The sequence below is a fragment of the Cohnella fermenti genome (genome assembly GCF_004801405.1).
Taxonomy (GTDB): domain Bacteria; phylum Bacillota; class Bacilli; order Paenibacillales; family Paenibacillaceae; genus Cohnella; species Cohnella fermenti.
Map to the genome: position 1 here is coordinate 63,549 of NZ_SSOB01000007.1, position 18,607 is coordinate 82,155.

At 64.9% G+C, this 18,607-nt stretch carries 13 protein-coding genes; all 13 read left to right on the forward strand.

From position 1 onward, the window contains the following. Window positions 1-16 precede the first annotated feature (16 nt). The gene (locus tag E6C55_RS07150; protein ID WP_168735509.1) at window positions 17-994 is read left to right on the forward strand and encodes a helix-turn-helix transcriptional regulator; all 978 of its coding nucleotides are present in this window, start codon (window positions 17-19) and stop codon (window positions 992-994) included. An 80-nt stretch (window positions 995-1,074) separates the two neighbouring features. Beyond that, a complete protein-coding gene (locus tag E6C55_RS07155) occupies window positions 1,075-2,760 on the forward strand; it encodes a response regulator (protein WP_136369094.1) in 1,686 nt (561 codons plus the stop codon). Next, window positions 2,757-3,839 (forward strand): glycoside hydrolase family 88/105 protein, encoded by a 1,083-nt coding sequence (locus tag E6C55_RS07160; RefSeq protein ID WP_136369095.1) that lies wholly within the window; start codon window positions 2,757-2,759, stop codon window positions 3,837-3,839. The genes E6C55_RS07155 and E6C55_RS07160 overlap by 4 nt, the downstream gene beginning before the upstream one ends. A 15-nt stretch (window positions 3,840-3,854) precedes the next feature. Further along, a complete protein-coding gene (locus E6C55_RS07165) occupies window positions 3,855-5,714 on the forward strand; it encodes a sensor histidine kinase (protein WP_136369096.1) in 1,860 nt (619 codons plus the stop codon). A 210-nt stretch (window positions 5,715-5,924) separates the two neighbouring features. After that, window positions 5,925-7,814 carry a heparinase II/III domain-containing protein gene (locus E6C55_RS07170; protein ID WP_136369097.1) on the forward strand — a complete coding sequence of 630 codons (1,890 nt, stop codon included), beginning with the start codon at window positions 5,925-5,927 and terminating at the stop codon, window positions 7,812-7,814. 1 nt (window position 7,815) lies between these two features. Next, the gene (locus E6C55_RS07175) at window positions 7,816-9,030 is read left to right on the forward strand and encodes a trans-sulfuration enzyme family protein (RefSeq protein ID WP_136369098.1); all 1,215 of its coding nucleotides are present in this window, start codon (window positions 7,816-7,818) and stop codon (window positions 9,028-9,030) included. Between the two features lie 95 nt (window positions 9,031-9,125). Further along, window positions 9,126-10,247, forward strand: coding sequence for a beta-galactosidase BglB (bglB, locus tag E6C55_RS07180; RefSeq protein WP_136369099.1), 1,122 nt, complete (start codon window positions 9,126-9,128; stop codon window positions 10,245-10,247). A gap of 104 nt (window positions 10,248-10,351) precedes the next feature. Further along, window positions 10,352-11,245: an ABC transporter permease gene (locus tag E6C55_RS07185; RefSeq protein WP_230986585.1), complete on the forward strand. Its 894-nt coding sequence runs from the start codon at window positions 10,352-10,354 to the stop codon at window positions 11,243-11,245. Further along, complete coding sequence (locus E6C55_RS07190; RefSeq protein ID WP_136369100.1) at window positions 11,239-12,201, forward strand: carbohydrate ABC transporter permease; 963 nt, start codon at window positions 11,239-11,241, stop codon at window positions 12,199-12,201. The genes E6C55_RS07185 and E6C55_RS07190 overlap by 7 nt, the downstream gene beginning before the upstream one ends. 76 nt (window positions 12,202-12,277) lie before the next feature. Beyond that, window positions 12,278-13,918, forward strand: a complete 1,641-nt coding sequence (locus E6C55_RS07195) for an extracellular solute-binding protein (protein WP_168735510.1) — start codon at window positions 12,278-12,280, stop codon at window positions 13,916-13,918. A gap of 85 nt (window positions 13,919-14,003) precedes the next feature. Further along, the gene (locus tag E6C55_RS07200) at window positions 14,004-15,695 is read left to right on the forward strand and encodes a hypothetical protein (RefSeq protein ID WP_136369102.1); all 1,692 of its coding nucleotides are present in this window, start codon (window positions 14,004-14,006) and stop codon (window positions 15,693-15,695) included. A gap of 49 nt (window positions 15,696-15,744) precedes the next feature. Further along, entirely contained in the window at window positions 15,745-16,755 is a 1,011-nt protein-coding gene (locus tag E6C55_RS07205; RefSeq protein ID WP_168735511.1) for a Gfo/Idh/MocA family protein, read from the forward strand. Between the two features lie 123 nt (window positions 16,756-16,878). Next, window positions 16,879-18,606: a cache domain-containing sensor histidine kinase gene (locus E6C55_RS07210; RefSeq protein WP_168735512.1), complete on the forward strand. Its 1,728-nt coding sequence runs from the start codon at window positions 16,879-16,881 to the stop codon at window positions 18,604-18,606. Window position 18,607: the final 1 nt, after the last annotated feature.

The following is an 18,607-nucleotide window of genomic DNA, read 5'->3' on the forward strand; positions in this document are numbered from 1 at the left end:
AGGCGGCCGGATTTGTATGGAAACGCGACTCACGGCGAAATTCCGCGCCGCAGGGCCGAAGGTTATGTATAATGTTAGGCAAAGGCAGGCCGTCGTCGCCGGGCGGACGGGCCGGGGGGAGGAGAAGGAGATGCGGACGGAAGGGGAAGCGCGCGAGGCGGCCGGACGCGGCGCCAGCCCGATCGCGCTGGTCGAGCTTGAGCCGGGTCGCTCCATGGGCAAGGCCCGCTGCGAGCCGGGCTGGAGCTGGCAGGTGAAGGAGATGCCCGACTACGATCTCTGGTATGCGGTCGCGGGAAGAGGCAGCATCGCGGTCAACGGGCAGCGCCATCCGATTGCTCCCGGCTGCTGCTTCACGCTTCGCCCCGGCGACCGGATCGAGGCCGAGCAGCACCCGGACGAGCGGCTGACGGTGATGTTTGTCCACTTTCAGGCGTCGGCCGCCGGCGGAACGGGCGGCTTCCGTGCGCCGGACTGCCGCGTGGAGGTGGGCGACACCGCCCGCTTCGAGTCGTTGATGGGGCGGCTTCTTGAGCTGCGCGACATGCCGCCCGCCTGGGCGGAGGCCGAGTTCGACTGCACGCTGAAGCTGCTGCTGCTGGAGCTGTACCGGAGCGAGCGGCAGCAGCCGCTCGCCGGCCGATCGACGCTGCGGCAGCGGGAGCTCGTCCGCACGGCAAGCGACCGGCTGCGCCAAGGGGCGTGGACGGCGGCCGACTTCGATTCGCTGGCCGCGGAAGCGGGCGTCTCGCAGCGCTACCTCAGCGAGCTGTTCAAGCGCCATACCGGACGTACGCTGAAGACGTACGCCGCCGGGCTGCGGATGGAGCGGGCGCGCCTGCTGCTGGCGGAATCCGGCATGCCGATTACCCGCATCGCGGAGGCGCTCGGCTATGCCGATCTGTATTCGTTCAGCAAGCTGTTCAAGGAGCACAACGGGCTGTCGCCGAGCGAATATCGCAGGCGTGCGCCAACAACAATATCCACGAAGTAGGAATGTCGCCGGGGGCAGGATTGACACGATAAATTGCAAGCGTTTGCAACAAGCTGAACGGCTTGCGAGGGGGCCACATCATGAAGCTGTCGGTAGTCGTCATCGACGACAAGCCGCTCATCCTGCAGTCGATCGTTCGTACGGTGAACTGGGAGAGCTTAAACTGCGAGGTCGTCGGCCAGGCGTTGGACGGCGTAGAGGGCAAACGCGCGATAGCGGAGCTGCGGCCGGATCTGCTTATTACCGATATCAAGATTCCCGGGATCAACGGGCTGGAGCTGGCCGAATGCATGCATAGGGAGCTGCCGCTGTCGAAGACGATTCTGATTACCGGCTACCAGGACTTCGAATTCGCCAAGCAGGCGGTTCGCATCGGCGTGCGGGACATTGTCGTCAAGCCGATTCGCAACGACGAGTTGGAGCGGGTCATTCGGCTGGCCGCGGACGAGATCGCGCGGGAGCGCTCGGAGCGGCTGCGCGAGGCGCAGAGGGAGGAAGCCTACAGCCAGTTGGAGGAGCGGCACCGCAGCTCGCTCCCGCCGCTGCGCAGCCGGCTCGTCTCCGAGCTGATCGGCGGGGCGGGGCCCGCGGGGAGCGAGCTGGCCCGGACGGCCGCGGAGCTCGGACTCTCCTGGAGCCGCTGCGCCGTCGTCATCGTCCGCAGCAAGCGGGCGTCCGGCTCCGTCGCTGCGGCCGACAGCCATGCGATCGCTCCCGGCCGGCGCGGAGAGGTCGCGGAGCTGGCCAGGCAGGCGGTGACCAGGCGCGACTTCGGGCTGGTCGAGGCGAGCCTGCCGGACGAGCTTGCGCTTGTGTGCCTGCTGCCGAAGCCGCTGACGCCGCGCGAAGCCCGCATGAAGCTGCAAGGCTTCTGCCACGACTTGATCGAGCTGGCCCGGGAGCGGGGAGGCTGGTCGTGCTGCCTGGCGGTCAGCTCGACCTACCGGGGACTCGAACAATTGCGCGAGGCGTTCGCGGAGGCGTCCGCGCTGATGGAAGAGAGCTTCTTCCGCACCGAGGAGCCGGTGCTGCTGCCCGCGCCGGCCGATCCGGCCGGGGAAGGGAGCCGCTTCGCGATCATCCGCGACCTGGAGGAATTCAACCGCATGCTGGAGCAGTCCACGGCCGCCGAGATGGCGGGACATCTGGAGCGGTTCCTCGAACGGGTCAAGGTGTACAGCGAAGGGAACATCCGGGTGGCGAAGGGGCTGCTGTCCGATATGTGCCTGGCCGCGGCCCGGTACTACTATCGGACGACGGGCGACGAATTCGGCTTCGACCGGAGCATCGACGAGATTCTGGAGGACGTATACCGCCTGACGGACATGAAGGAGGCGTCCGACTACCTGTCGTCGTTCATCGCCGAGGTGAAGGGCAAGCTGGAGGGCGGAGACAAGGAATACAGCCTTGTCGTCAAGAAGGCGATCGACTACATCAACGTGAACTTCGCCGAGCCGATCGCCCTGACGACGCTCGCCGAGCAATTCGGCCTGAGTCCGGGTTATCTCAGCCGCCTCATCCGGGCGGAGACGGGCATCAACTTCGTCGATCTGGTGGTGAAGGCGCGGATCGAGGCGGCCAAGAGGCTGTTGCGGGAGCCGCGCCATAAGGTGAACGAGGTCGGCGAGATGGTCGGCTACAAGGAATACGCTTATTTCTACCAGGTGTTCAAGAAGGTCGAGGGAATCTCGCCCAAGGAATACAAGAACGGCGGACACGGCCGGCATCCGGCCGGTCCGTCAGGCGGCTGGAGGGAAGACCGATGAGGTCGGCGCAATGGCAGAAGCAAGAGATCGAGGAACTGATCGCGCGGGTGATCGCCGGCATGCAGTCTCTGGAGATCGGTATCGCGGAGGATACCCCCGTCAGTCTCATCTCGATGGACGAATGGGACTGGTCGCAGGGCGTCGCGCTGTTCTCCCTGTACCAGTATTACCGGAATACGGGCGACCCCGGAACGCTGCGTTACCTGACCGGCTGGTTCGATGCGCGCATCGCCGAGGGGCTGCCGGAGAAGAACGTCAACACGACTTGCCCGCTGCTTACGTTAAGCTATCTGCTCGAGGAGACGCATAATCCGGAGTACCTGGCGATCTGCGAGGAATGGGCCTGCTACGCGGCCGAGGAGATGCCGCGCACGCAGGAGTTCGGCATCGCCCACTCGACGCTGGACGGGCCCAACGATCAGCAGCTTCGGAGCGAGACGCTGTACATGACGGTGCTGTTCCTCGGGCGGATGGGAATGCTTCTGAGGCGGGACTTCTACGTGCAGGAGAGCGCGCGCCAATTCCTCGTTCATCTGCAGTACCTGACGGACACGTCGACCGGCCTGATCTATCACGGCTGGTCCTTCGACCGACTCGACAACTATGCCGGTGCGCTATGGGGCCGCGGCAACGCATGGTACATGGCCGGACTGGTTGACTACCTCGATATCGTGGAGCTGCCGCTGGGCATCGAGCTGCATCTGATCGCCTCCCTGGAGCGGCTGGCGCGCAGACTGGCGGAGCTGCAAACCGCGGAAGGAATGTGGCGCACGCTGTTGAACGACGAGCGCAGCTACGAGGAGACGTCGGCGACGGCCGGGCTCGCCTATGCGCTGCTGAAGGCGGTGCGCCGGGGCTATATCAGCGAGGATTACCGGGAGACGGGCCTGTCGGCACTGCGCGCCGTTCTGTCGCGGATCGACGAGGAGGGGCGGGTGCAAGGGGTGTCCTACGGCACCCGGATCGGCCCGACGCTGGAGTACTACCGATCCGTGCCGCGCTGCCCGATGCCTTACGGGCAGTCGCTGACGCTGCTGCTGCTGGCGGAATGTCTCTATCACGTCGGCGAATCGGAATAGAAGGGCGGTGACCGCTTGCGCAGCCTTCGCAGCCTCTACGGCGACGCCAAGCTTCGCACGAAGTTCCTGCTGTCGTTTATCGTAATTGTCATGATTACGGTCTGCCTGATCAGCGGAGTCAATTACATCGTGTCGGTCGGCGTCATCAAGCGCAACTCCGGCGAGTTCTCGCAATATCTGATCGGCCAGATCGGCATCAACGTGGACAAGCTGACGACGGACATCGAGCAGATGGCGTTCCAGCAGTTCCGCAACTCCTCGCTCAGCGGCACGCTCAGCCTCAAGGCCGACAGCGCGGAGGAGGAGTATGCGCGCAGCCGCTACATCAATGATTTCCTGAACGATGTGCTCTTCTTCGAGGATTCCTACCTGTCGGTGTCCATTCTGGATGCGGAGGGCCGGACGTACGAGGTGAAGCGCAAGGCCGTCCGGCAGGACGGCGCCGAGCTGCTGCGCAGCCTCGGCCTGGACGACATCAAGGAGCGGCGGGGACGCGCGCTCTGGTTCCGCGGCGAGGACGATACGCTGTACATGGCGAAGGCGCTTTACGACATCGAGACGTCGGGCTATGTCGGCGTCATTGTGATCGGCGTCGAGAACGGCTATATCGGCGACATTCTGGCGAAGGTCCGCAACCTGATGGACGGCGACGTGCTGATTCTGAACGAGTCGGACCAGTTGTTCGCGCCGACGGCGCTGAGCGGCGCCGCTCAGCGTTACATGCAGAGCGGGCTGTATCGGTCCGACGCGCGCAGCGACTTCGAGTACGGCGGCAAGCATTACATCAGCAGCGTTCTCGCAACCGACTACGACAAGTGGAGAATCGTGCAGATCATCGACGTCGGTCGCCTGACCCGAGGGACGGAGAGCCTGAAGTTCTGGACGATCGGCACGCTGCTGGTCGCCCTGCTGCTCGCCTCCCTGATGGCGGCCCGCATCTCCAAGCGCATAACCGCCAACATCTCGATGCTGCTGCAGAGCATGTCCCGCTTCACGCTCGACTCCAAGCACGAGCGGATCGTGCCCAGCGGCCGCGACGAGGTTGGCCTGCTGGCCGCCAAGTTCAACTCGATGGCCGAGAAGATCGACGACCTGTTCCACTCCGTCTACCGCGAGAAGATGCTCGCCCAGCAAGCCGAGTTCCGGGCGCTCCAGCTCGATTACAAAGCGCTGCAGGCGCAGATGAACCCGCATTTTCTATACAATACGCTCGAGACGATCTACAGCATGGCGAAGCTCAAGGGCGAAGAGGAGATCGGCGAGCTGATCTACCTGCTCGGGCGGCTGCTCCGCGACAGTCTCGGCAAGAAGGGCGACGACGTGTCGCTCCGGGAGGAGCTCGAGTTCGTCGGCGGCTACCTGGCCATCCACCAGATTGTTTACGGCGACCGGATTGCGGTCGAGATCGAGACCGACGAGGCGCTGGACGACTGCCGCGTGCCCAAGTTCATCCTTCAACCGCTCGTAGAGAACGCGATCGTGCACGGGATCGAAGAGAAGCCCGGCAAGGCGAGAATTACGATCCGCTGCCGCGAGGAGCAGGGGGATCTGGCGCTGGAGGTCGAGGACAACGGCGTCGGAATGGAGCGCGAGAAGGCCGAGCGGCTGCTGCGCCCCGACCGGGCGGAGACGCGGGAGGGCGGCGGCAAGCATACGAACGTCGGCATTCTCAGCGTTCACCGGCGCATTCGCATTCTGCACGGCGACAGCTACGGCCTGTCGATCACGAGCCGCAAGGGCGAGGGAACGAAGGTGCGCGTCCGGCTGCCTGCCGTGCGCAGGGAGGCGACGGACGATGCCCCCGCGGGCCTTGGCGATGCCCTCGCGGGCCCCGACGATGCTCCCGCTAAGCCGGGAACCGCGCCGCCGGGCTGAGGCTCCAACGGAACGCCGACAGGAGGAAGCACAGCAAAATAGCTAATATAACGTCAATTCTGCCATCTGGTAAGCGGTTGCACGGACTGCGACAATACAGATGCGCGCGCCGGAGCGTCGCGCGTCTCCCGTTCCCGGGATGACGCCGGCGCTCCGTTGCGCCTATCGGCCTTGCCGCGTGCAAGGCTTACCCGAAGGGGGCGGCCGACAATGAAGCAAGCTCGACGGATGGTCGAGGATTGGCAGGCGATCCGCGACAAGATCGCGGATCGCGATTGGGCGCGGGCGATCGTGGACGGCTTCCGTCCGCAGACGGACTGGTGGGTTGCCCACTACGAGGACGACGCGGACCGGGTTGCGGGCTGGGGTCACCACTACTTCTGCGACAAGTGCTTCGCGGCGCTGGCGTTCGACCCGGCACGCCCGGGCGAGCACATCTGCACCGGCTGCGGCGAGGCGCGCGTCGACGCGGAGGCGGACGACGCCTGGTGCTACTTGTACCGGATGGCGGCAAGCACGCATCTGTTCCAGGCGGCCATACTTTACAAGCTGTACGGCGATCCCGCTTACCTGGCGTTCGTCCGCCGGGTGCTCGACTTCCTGTGCCTGAACTACGGCAGCTTCCGGGTGCGCACTCCTCCCGGACAGGAGGGGCTCTTCACCGGCTGCGATCTGACGGACGGCGTCGCCGTCATCTGGCTGCTGAGCGGCATGGAGCTGGTGAAGGACGAATTGTCGTCCGCGGAGCTGGACCGCTATAAGCAGCGGTTTTTCTTGCCGGAGGCGGAGTTCCTGCTGGACAAGGTCGGCGTGACGCCGAATATCATCTGCTGGATGAAGGCGGCGGCCGGCATGACGGGCCTGTTCTTCGACGAGCCGGAGCTGTGCCGCCGTGCCGCCGAGGGAGAGCACGGCATCAAGCGCAAGCTGGCCGAGGGACTGCTGCCCGAAGGCTTCTGGTACGAAGCCTCGTTCCATTACCACTTCTACTGCGCCGAAGGGCTGACGTACTACTTCGCGTTCTGCAAGCGGTACGGCTACGACTTCCCGGAGCTGGAGGACGCGCTGGTGCGCATGTACGCTTATCCGGTGAAGTACGCGTTCCCGAACGGCGAATTCCCCAATCCGAACGACGGCTGGCCGCTGCTGCGGTTCGGCAATTACGCGCACCAATACGAATGGATGCAAGCCGTGGTCGACCGCGCCCCGTACCGCTATGCGCTGGCGCGCTGCTACGAGCGGCCCGATCCGGCGCATCCGGGAGCGAGCATCGGCGGCGTGGCGCGGCTGCTGTTCGGGCGAGACTGGGACCGGGAGAGCTTCGACCCGGACGAGCCGGGCCTGCCGGACGGCCGTTCCCGCTTCGACCCGGACATCTGCTTCGCGCTGCTGCGCAGCGGCGGGTCGGCCGTCTTCCTGAAGTACGGCTATGTCATCGAGGGACATTCCCACGCGGACATCATGAACTTCGAATGGTTCGTCCGGGACGAGGTCGTCTCTCGCGATATCTCGAACAGCGGGTACGGCTCGACCTTGTTCAAGGAATGGCAGCGCAAGACGATCGCCCACAACTCGGTTATGCTCGACCGCCGAAGCCAGCCGCTGCGGCCGTTCGGCACGATGGAGCGCTTCGACGCCGAGACGGCGAGCTGCGTCGCGGCGGCCGAGGAGGTCTACCCCGGAATCGGCTTCGCGCGCGGGCTGAAGCTGCGGCCCGACTCGCTGAGCGACGAGTTCGAGGTGCGGCCCGCGGACGGACACGACGAGCTTCACGAGTTCGATTGGCTGTTCCACTGCGAGGGCCGCTTCGATTCGCCGCTTGTCTTCGCGCCCTGCCCGCCGCCGGGCGACGGGGACGGCTACCGGCTGATGCAGGAGACGGCGCGCTGCGACACCGACGGCGACTGGGAAGCGACGTGGACGCTGGCGGACAAGCGGGTGACGCTGAGAATGGAGGGAGCTCCCGGCACGGAGATCTACGTATTCCGGGGCTGCGAGCATCGCCTCGACAAGCTGCGCTGGGGCGTGCTCGTGCGCCGCACCGGGCAGCGGACCCTGTTCAAGGCCGAGTATCGCTGGGAGACGGACGGAGGGGCTTGATATGGATGAGAATGCGGGCAAGCGGGAATCCGATCCAGACGAAGCGCTCCCGAGCGCTTCCGCTGCGGAGTCCGGTGCGTCGGACTTCGACGACATCTGCGGGCACCTGGGGGACGACTACGACCGTTATCTCGGCGCAATCGTGCCGCCCATCTTCCAGAACACGCTGTTCACCCGCAAGCGTTCGAATCAGGGCTACACGTACACGCGCGTAACCAATCCGACGATCGAGATTGCGGAGCGCAAGCTCGCCGCCATGGAAGGGGGAGAGGCGGCGCGCTGCTTCTCCTCGGGCATGGCCGCGATCTCGGCTGCGCTCATGAGCGTCATGGAACGGGACTGCCACATCGTCTGTCCGTCCCGGGTGTACGCGCCGACCCGCTTTTTCCTCGAGAGCTATATGGCGCGCTTCGGCGTGGAGACGACCTTCGTCTCCGGAACCGATCTCGACGAGTTCGAGGCGGCGCTGCGTCCGCAGACGCGGGCGATCTACCTGGAGACGCCGCTGTCTAACCTGTTCACGCTGCAGGATCTGCGCGCCGTCGCGGAGCTGGCCCGGTCCCGGGGCGCGGCGACGATTGTCGACAACACCTGGGCGACGCCGCTGTTCCAGAATCCGCTCGCCTTCGGCATCGATATGGTCGTGCATTCGGCGACCAAGTACATGGGCGGGCACAGCGACATTCTCGCCGGCGTCCTGATCGGAAGCCGGGAGCGGATGGAGCGGGTGACGCACGAGGAGCGCGGCCTGTTCGGAGCGGCGATGGACCCGCATCAGGCGTGGCTGCTGATCCGCGGGCTGCGCACGCTGCCGCTGCGAATGGAGCGGCACCAGGAGAGCGCGCTGCGAATCGCCGCATGGCTGGAGCGGCACCCGGCCGTGGAGCGCGTGCTCTATCCGGGCCTGCCGAGCCATCCGCAGCACGAGCTTGCGCGCCGCCAGATGAGCGGCTTCTCCGGCCTGCTCGGCTTCGTGCCGCGCGGAACGCGGGAGCAGGCTGCGGCGTTCGTCAAGGCGCTGCGGCTGTTCGAGGAAGGGCCGAGCTGGGGAGGCTTCGAGAGTCTGATCAATTCGCCGGGCCTCGATCTGGACGAGGAGGCGTCCCGGCGCACCGGCATGCCGCAGCGGCTGCTGCGCATCTCCGTCGGCCTGGAGCGGGCGGACGCGCTGCTGGCCGATCTGGACCGCGCCTTCGCAGAGATGCGGCGGGCGTGAATTCGCCTGCGTTCTTCATCGCCGCGGCGGCGCCGGCAATATCGATCCGCCGGGCCGGGAAGGCTCGGCATCAATCGCAACGGGAGTGAGCATTCATGAACGCCAACAGAACCAACAGAACCAACAGAATCGACAGAATCGACCGTCGTACCGCAGAGGAGCTTATTCGGCGCGTTATCGCGGGCATGCGCAACTTGAGAGTCTCGATCCGGGAGGACACGGCGGACAGCATTATCTCGATGGAGGTGTGGGACTGGTCGCAGGGTGTCGGGCTGTTCTCGCTCTACTTGTACTATAAGGAATCGGGCGACCGCGCCCTGCTCGATTACTTGACCGACTGGTTCGACCGGCATATCGAAGCCGGCCTGCCGGCCAAGAACGTCAATACGATGTGTCCGCTTCTGACGCTGAGCTTCCTGTACGAGGAGACGGGCCGGGACGTCTACCTGCGCATCTGCGAGGAATGGGCGGATTACGCCGCGCACGACATGCCGCGCACGCCGGAGGCGGGCATCGCTCATACGGCCGTCGACAGTCCGAACGAGGGAGAGCTGTGGGACGATACGCTGTACATGACCGTCCTGTTCCTCGGGCGGATGGGCATGCTGCTGGACCACCGTCCGTACGTGGAGGAGAGCGTGCGGCAGTTCCTTGTGCATCTCAAGTACTTGACCGACCCGGCCACCGGGCTGTTCTTCCACGGCTGGACCTTCAAGGAGGGCCACCACTTCGCCGGGGCCCGCTGGGGGCGCGGCAACGCCTGGTATACGGCCGGCCTCGTCGATTATTTGGATATGGTCGACGTGCCGCAGGGCGTGAGGCTGTTCCTGCTGTCGTCGCTGGAACGGCAGGCGGCGAAGCTGGCGGAGCTGCAGGAGCCGTCCGGCATGTGGCGCACGCTCCTCGACGATCCCGGAGCTTACGAGGAGACCTCGGCGACGGCCGGGTTCGCCTACGGGCTGCTCAAGGCGGTGCGCAAGGGCTACCTCGACGAAGCTTACCGGGAGGTCGGCCTGCGGGCGCTGCGGGCGGTAACGGAGAGGATCGACGAGGAGGGGGCCGTGCAGGGCGTCTCCTACGGAACGCGCATGGGCCGGACGCTGGACTTCTACAAGGAGATTCCGTGCTGCCCGATGCCGTACGGCCAGTCGATGGCGCTGCTTATGCTCGCCGAGAGCCTGAAGCAAGCGGCGGGGAATCCGCAGCAAGAAAACTAATAAAACGTGCAAAATACCATATTTGAAACGCTTACATCAGCTTCTATACTTCAATTGTCGGCTGCCGCAGCGAACAACGGAACGCAGAAGGAGGGGATCGGACGTTGAAGGAGTGGAAGCGCAACTATGACTTGTACTTGCTTCTCGTGCCTGCCGCCGTATTCTTTATCGTATTCGCCTACATCCCGATGGGCGGTCTCGTCATCGCCTTTAAGGACTACAACATTTTCCAAGGGGTGTGGGACAGCGGCTGGGCGGGACTCGACAACTTCCGGGAGATGCTCTCGATCCCCGAGTTCTTCCGCATTACGCGCAACACGCTGATGCTGAACCTGCTCGGCCTGCTCGTCTGCTTCCCCGCGCCGATCGTGCTCGCGCTGATGCTGAACGAGGTGCGGGCCCGGTCGCTGAAGCGAATCTCGCAGTCGCTGCTCTACCTGCCGCACTTCATGTCCTGGATCGTGCTCGGGGGCATCGTCTACGCGGTGCTGTCGCCGAAGTACGGCGTCGTCAACCAGCTTCTGCGCTGGGCGGGGGTCGAGGAGATCTACTTCATGGCGGATCAGACATGGTGGGTCATCGTCTACACGCTGTCGGCCGTCTGGCAGAGCGCGGGCTGGGGCACCATCATCTATCTGGCGGCGATCACGGCGATCGATCCGGCGCTGTACGAGGCCGCGTCCATCGACGGCGCGGGGCGCATTCGCAAGATCTTCAGCGTCACGCTGCCGAGCATCATGCCGACGATCGTCATCCTCTTTATTCTCGCTGTCGGCCAGATGGTGTCGATCGGCATCGAGCAGCCGTTGGCGCTGGCCAATCCGGTCGTCGGCGACGTGTCCGAGGTCATCAGCACGTACATCTACCAGGTCGGCATCAAGCAAGGCGAGTTCGGCCTGACGACCGCGGTCGGCATGGTGCAGTCGGTCATTAATCTGTGTCTGGTCGTGACGGCCAATCATTTTGCGAGAAAAGCGGGAGGCGAGGGGCTATGGTAAGCGGAGGTTCGGCAGGCGGCGAGACGAGGAAGGCGCCTGCCCGGCCCGGGGCCCGCTCCGGGACCCGGCTGCGCAAGCGGCCGAGGAGGACGCCGGGCGAGCGGGTGTTCGAATCGGCGGTGTACATCCTGCTCATCCTGTTTACATTCATCTGTCTGTTTCCCTTCCTGAACACGCTTGCAAGCGCCTTCAGCAGCAGCAACGCGATCCAGACCGGCAAGGTGCTGCTGTGGCCCGTTGAATTCCAGACCGGCTCGATGGCCATGATTCTGGAAGACAGCTCCGTTATCCGCGCGCTGCTCGTCACCGTGTTCCTGACGGTTGTCGGCACCTCGCTGAACCTGCTTTTCACCATTATAACCGCTTATCCGCTGTCGCGGCGGGACCTGAAGGGCAGGGGCATCTTCATGCGCTTCATGGTCGTCACGATGCTGTTCAGCGGCGGCATGATTCCGCTGTTCCTGGTCGTCAAGTCGCTGCACCTGCTGAACACGCTGTGGGCGCTCATTCTTCCGGGGCTGATCAGCGCGTTCAACGTCATCATCATGAAGAGCTTCTTCCAGAGCATTCCCGACGAGCTGCGCGAGGCGTCGATCATGGACGGCTGCGGCAACATCCGTTACCTCGTCCGAATCCTGCTGCCGCTCTCCGGGGCGTCGCTGGCGACGATCGGCTTGTTCTATGCGGTGGGCCACTGGAATTCCTACTTCGGCGCGGTGCTCTATATCGACGACCCCGATCTTCTGACGCTGCAGGCGAAGCTGCGCAACATCCTGCTGCTGTCGCAGATGGACACGTCGCTCGAGCAGATGTCGATGGAGAGCAAGTTCACCGTCATTCAGGAATCGCTGAAGGCGGCCGTCATCGTCGTGGCGACCGTGCCGATCCTGATCGTCTATCCGTTCCTTCAGCGATACTTCGTCAAGGGGTCCATGCTCGGCTCCGTCAAGGGATGAAGGTCCGGCTTGCGCGGCTTCGCGCGACCGGCTTCAGCATAAACAGTTACGCATCCATATCGAGGAGGCTATGCACATGAAGGGGAGTTGGCACAGAAGCGGGCAGGCGGCGATGGCGCTCGTCCTGACGCTGTCGCTCGGCGCATGCGCCGGGGGCGGCAACGGCGGTTCGCCGTCCGGTTCGGATTCGGCAAGCGGGTCGGCGAGCGGATCGTCCGAGCCCGGCAAGTTGGAGAAGGTTCGTGTATCGCTGTGGGACCGCTCGAATTCGCCGAACGGCCAGAAGCTGACCGACACGGTCATCGTCAAGAAGCTGCAGGAGGAAGCTCGCAAGGAAGGGCTCGACGTCGAGTACGTCGTTCTGCCCCGCTCGCAGGAGAGCGAGAAGAACAGCGTCTGGATGGCTTCCGGCAGCGGTCCCGACATCATCATCACCTACGACATGAACGCGATGTTCAAGTGGGCGGAGCAGGGCGGCCTGTGGGAGCTCGACGACCTGCTCGACCAGTACGGCCCCGACATCAAGAGCCTGATCGGTCCGGCGCTTGACGTGGCCGGCACATACAAGGGCAAGCGCTATGCGATCCCGGCCATGCGGATGAGCACGGCGGCGGCGTCGAACATGAAGATCCGCCAGGATTGGCTCGACAAGCTGGGACTCAAGGCGCCGACAACGCTCGACGAGCTGTACGAGACGCTGAAGGCGTTCAAGGAGCAGGACCCCGGCGGCGTCGGCAAGGACAATGTCGTGCCGTGGGCGCTGCCGGCCATCTCGCAGGGCATGAAGGGCTTCTTCTTCGGGCCGATGTGGGGCGCCGGCGTGGCGACCGACGGGCCGGCCACCGAGATGTACATGCCGAGCGGCAACTTCGAGAACGGAGAGTTCCATTCCGCGGTTGCGCTGGAGGAAGGCAAGGAATTCTTCCGCTTCATGAACAAGCTGTACAAGGAAGGCCTCATCTCCAAGGAATTCGTCACCGACGTCAATTCGCAGCAGTTCATCCAGAACTACACGTCCGGCGTATCCGGCTTCATGGAGTCCAACGAGGACCCGTGGGTCGTCACCAAGGAGACGCGCAAGTCGGTGCCTGACGCCACGTGGGTGACGCTCGACCCGCTCGTGCGGCCCAATGGCACGCAAGCGATGACGATGGCCAACGTCTACGGCCTGCTGTCGCTCGTCCCCAAGTCGTCCCCGAATCCGGCGGCCGCCATCAAGTACCTGAACTTCCTCGCCAAGAACATCACGCTGGTGCAAGGCGGCATCGAGGGCGTTCACTACAAGGAAGAAGACGGCTTGTTCGTCGCGATCGATCCGGCCAAGAACGCCGAGGAGATCGATTGGTACTTCAAGGACTTGAACCTGCTCACGCAAGGCTACATGGGCAATCCGACGAAGGAGCAGATCAAGGAGCTGTATGCCAACGAATCCAATCCCGACGAGATCGCCGACATTCTCGACCCGTATTACCGGTCCTTCGAGAATTACGGCAAGCAGGGGCCGCTGATCGACACGCCGCGTCCCGTCTCGGACAAGAGCGTCGCCAACATCACCCAATTCCTGTACGATGCGTTGTCCAAGGCGGTCATCGCCAAGGACTTCGATGCGGAATGGGAGAACGTCGTCACCGGCTGGAAGAAGAACGGCGGCGAGGAATACGACGCGGAAGTGACGCAGAGTCTCGTCGCGATGAACTGGAAGACGACCAACGAATAACCCGCAAGGCCATCGTCCGGGCCGGGCCGCAGCAGCGGCCCCGTTCCCGGACGATTGTGCGAGAAGCCGAGAGGAGGAGCCGCCGATGCATTCGATGCGGACGACAGAGCATGTCCGGGAGCTTATCCGGCTTCAGGAGAGCAGATTCGCGGAGGAACGGGACGTCATGCGGGCGGAACGGGAAGGGAAGCGCAGGCGCAGGGTACAGGGACGGGAGCTGAATCGGCTGGCGCTGCTGGCGGTACTGCACAGCCATCCGGAGTCGCGCCTGCATCGGAGCCCGGAGCTGGCTGCCGACATGGAGCGGACGGCGAAGGAGCTGCTCGGCATTCAGCTTCCGAGCGGCAATGTCTCGCTCTACAACTGCAACATCGATTCTCCGCCCGACACCGCGTTTACCGCCCATATGGCCGCGCTGATCGTCCAGTTGCTGCAGAAGCGAGGAGGGACGGGGACCTCCGGAACCGTAGAGACGCTGCTGCTGTTCCTGCGGCGCGCGTCGCCGGCGCTGCTGGAGGGAGGAATTCATACGCCCAATCATCGCTGGGTCGTGGCGTCCGCGCTGGCCAAGCTGGAGGAGCTGTTCGGCGACGAGGGCTATCGGGAGAGGGCATTCCTCTTCCTGAACGAAGGGTTGGACGTTACCGACTACGGAGAATGGACGGAGCGCAGCAATTCGATCTACAACGCGATCTGCGCGTATTACCTTCACACCGTCGGCGTCGTATTCGGGCACGAGCCCTCGCTCGAGGCGGCCGGCCGGACGCTGCGCATGATGCGCTGGCTGCTGCATCCGGGCGATACGCTGGCGACCGAATATTCCGGACGCCAGGATCTCGGGCAGATCGCCCGCATGGACGACCGCTACTACGCGGCGTTCCACCTGATGGCCGCCCGCGACCGCGATCCGGAGCTGGCCGCGCTGGCGGGCATAGCGGCCCGCACCGCGCCGCGCGGCAGTCTCGCGCTGCTGCACTGGACGCTCGAGCCGGAGCGAATGGAGCCGACGGTCGAAGCGGCGCCGCTCTCCGAGCGCTACACGGTGCTGCTCGGCGAAGGCAACAGCGCTCCCGTACCCGATCGCGTGCCGTATGCGGGACCGGTCGTCAAGCATCCGCACGGCGCTCCCGTGCTGAGGCATCGCCGGGGGCCGCTCAGCGTGACGGCGATGGCAGGCCAGCCGGAATGCCTGTACGTCCAGTACGGCGAAGCCCGGCTGCTCGCCCTGAAGCTCGGCATCGGCTGGTTCGGAGCGGGGGCGGTGTCCTTCCCGACGATCGAGCGGCTTGCGGACGACCGCTTCCGGCTGGAGGCGGAGCTGGAAGGCTGCTACTTCGGCCCGCTGCCGGAGGAGCGGACGAGAGCGGCGCGCGGCAGCTATGTCGCCATGCCGAATCATCTGCGCAGCCGGATCGGCGTCGTGCGCACCCGCGCCGCGATGGAGCTGACTCTGCACGACGACGGGCTCGACATCCGCGTGGCGGCCGGAGACGGGCGCGGCATCTATCTGCAGGCGGTGTGCCTGTTCCCCGGCGACGAAGGCGAGCTGCGGGGCGATCGTCTGGAGACGATGGGCCCGGGCATTCGCAGGCTGTCGGAAGGAACGGCGGAATTCCGCTCGGGCCGCGATATCCTCGTTGTGGAGGGCGGAGCCTGCGAGCATGACGAGGTCGCGATGCGCAACGACTCTCCGGCGCCGCATGCCCGGACGATGACCGTGAACTGGACCACGCCGACGGACGCCGTGCTGCGCATTCGCGGCCGTCGCGAGGAATGAGAGCCTGCCCGCGCCGCGGGCAGGACGAATGGGAGAGGGGCGAACGAACATGAACATCGCCGTCATCGGCATCGGCGTCATCGGCCGCCGGCATATGGACAATCTGAAGCGCAGGGGAGATGTCGACATCGTTGCCGTGTGCGGCACCGACGAGGGGCGAACCGCATCGGTCGCCGCCGAATACGGAGCCAAGCCGTACACGGATTATGCAGTCATGCTGCGCCGCGAGAGGATCGACGCTCTGTTCGTCTGCACGCCCCCGGGCGTGCGCAAGGAGCCGATCCGGGAAGCGGCCGAGCGGGGCATCGCCTGCTTCGTCGAGAAGCCGCCGGCTCGCACGGCCGAAGAAGCGCGGGACATCGCGGCTATCGTGCGCGACAGCGGGATCGTGTGTTCGGTCGGCTTCATGTATCGCTACACGGGAGCCGTCTCCGCCGCGCGGGAGCGGATTCGCGGCGACGGGGGCGCCGTGCCGCTGGTGCGGAGCGTGCACGTATGCGGCGCGGGGCTTCCCGGAGCGACGACGCCGCGCTGGCTGTACGACAAGGACCGCTCGGGCGGCCCGCTGTTCGATCAGGGCATTCATCTGATCGACGCCGCCCGCTATGCGGCGGGGCTGGACGTTGCGGACGGCGGCGAGGCCGTCGGCATTCACGCGTTCGGCAGCAATGTCCAGCGGCCCCGAAGCGAAGAGTATACCGTCGAGGACAACGTCGTCGTGCAGATCGCTTACACATCCGGCACCTTGCATACGCATACCCACTCGTGGGGCGTGGCCGACTCGCAGGCGAAGATCGAGCTGCTCGGGAGCGACTATCGGCTGATCGTCGATCTGACGCGGCTCGGCAGCCGTCTGTTCGGCACGTTCAAGGGCGAGGAGCTCGACGAGCGGTTCCCGGAAGAGAATATGTACGCCGCCGAGGCGGACGCCTTCCTGTCGGCGGCGCGCACGGGCGAACCTTCCGGCATCCGCTCTCCGTATGCCGATGCGGCGCGCTCGCTGGAGCTGGTCGTGAACGGCGGACGGTCGCTCGAGGAGGGATGCTCGCTGCGGCTGTAGAAGCGGCGGCGAAGCCGAACGCGGGATGGCCGGAGGCTCGCGCCCGTGTCTGCGGGTTGTGTTACAATGGTGGCGACAGCGCTTACAGCAACTCGAACACCGCTGTCGGATGGAGGAGCCGCCATGAATGTCTGGAAGCTGCGTCCGCCGGGATGGCGGCGCATTCGCCTCCCGCTTAAGCTGCCGCTTGTCTACCTGCCCCTTATTCTGCTCCCGGCGCTGGCCGGCATCTATATCCTGACGGACAGCTACACGGAATCGTCCAAGTCGCGCACCTCGGAGTATGCGACCGATCTGCTCGGCCTCATGGGCCAGAAGATCGACGACCGGCTGCGAAGCTACGAGCAGCTCAGCAAGCAGATCATGACCGACGACGAGCTGCTGGCGCGTCTGGCGGTCAAGCCGTCGTCCGTCTACGAGCGGTTCGAGATGCAGAGCGCGATCAACGAGCGGCTTAACGTGTTCTGGCTCGGAGCCGACCAGAACTCCTACGTCCGCGCGATCAAGCTGACGACGCCCGATGCCGATTATACGTACGGCACCAATGCGATCGACAGCTTCGGCGTCGGGGAAGCCGGATACGAGGAGCAGGTGGCGGCGATGAAGGGCGGGGCCGTCTGGTTCCGGCCGCAAGCCTACAGCGACGGCTATTCGGCATTCGAGGCGTTCAGGCTCGGCCGCTCGATTCGCGACAAGAAGCTGAACGTGCTCGGCACGCTCACCGTTGTTATTCGCACCGACGCGATTACCGATATTTTCGAACAGACCCGCTTCCGGGAGAACGCCGCGATCCGGCTCCTGTCCGATACCGGCGAGGAGCTGCTCGGCAACGACACGGAGCTTCGGACCGGCGAACGCCAACTGCTCACCTATTCGCAGGACACGATCCGCAACGGCTGGCAGCTGTCCGCCCGGCTCCCCCTCGACCAGCTGTACGAGCCGATCTACCGGACGGCCCGCATGGCGGGCTTCATCGTCCTCGGCTGCATCGGGCTCGGACTCGTCTTCACGCAGCTGCTCGTCATCGATCTGGTCATGCCGATCCGGCGGCTTATGATGAACATGAAGCAGGGGATCAAGGGGGTTCGTCCGGGACGCTTGAAGCGGTTCGGCGGAGCCATCGAGATCGTCGAGATGAACGACACGTTTATCTCCGTTATGTACGAGATCGAACAGTTGATCGAGGAGGCGTCCCGTCAGGAGCGCATGAAGAAGGAGGCCGAGATTCGGGTGCTGCAGAATCAGCTCTCGCCTCACTTCCTGCACAATACGCTGAATTCGATTCGCTGGATGGCAATTATTCAGCGGCAGGATAATATCAAGGAGACGGTCGACTCCTTGAACAAGCTGCTCACGTACGCGCTTCGCAGCGACGGCGGCCCGGCCCGGCTGAGCACGGAGCTGGAGATGCTGAGGAACTACGTGACGATCCAGCAGGTCCGCTATCAGCACTTCGGCTTCGCCGTGAACGTTCCGTCGGCATTGGAGAATGCGTTCGTGCCGAAGTTCCTGCTCCAGCCGCTGATCGAGAACGCGCTGCTGCACGGGCTGGCCGGCTCGGAGCGGCCGGGCGAGATTGCGGTCGCCGCCGCTTCGGACGGGACGACGCTTGTGCTGACCGTTGCGGACAACGGCGTCGGCATGACGGCGGAGAGGCGTGCCGAGGTCGTCGCCAGCCTTGGCGGCCGCGCGGCTCCGGGAGAATCGGGCGGCGCGCGGATCGGGCTGCGGAGCGTGCACGAACGCGTTCAGCTCCATTACGGAGCGCAATACGGGCTCTCGATCGACAGCACCCCGGGCGTCGGCGCAACGCTGACGGTTCGGCTGCCTCTGCTGACGGAGGAAGGGTGAC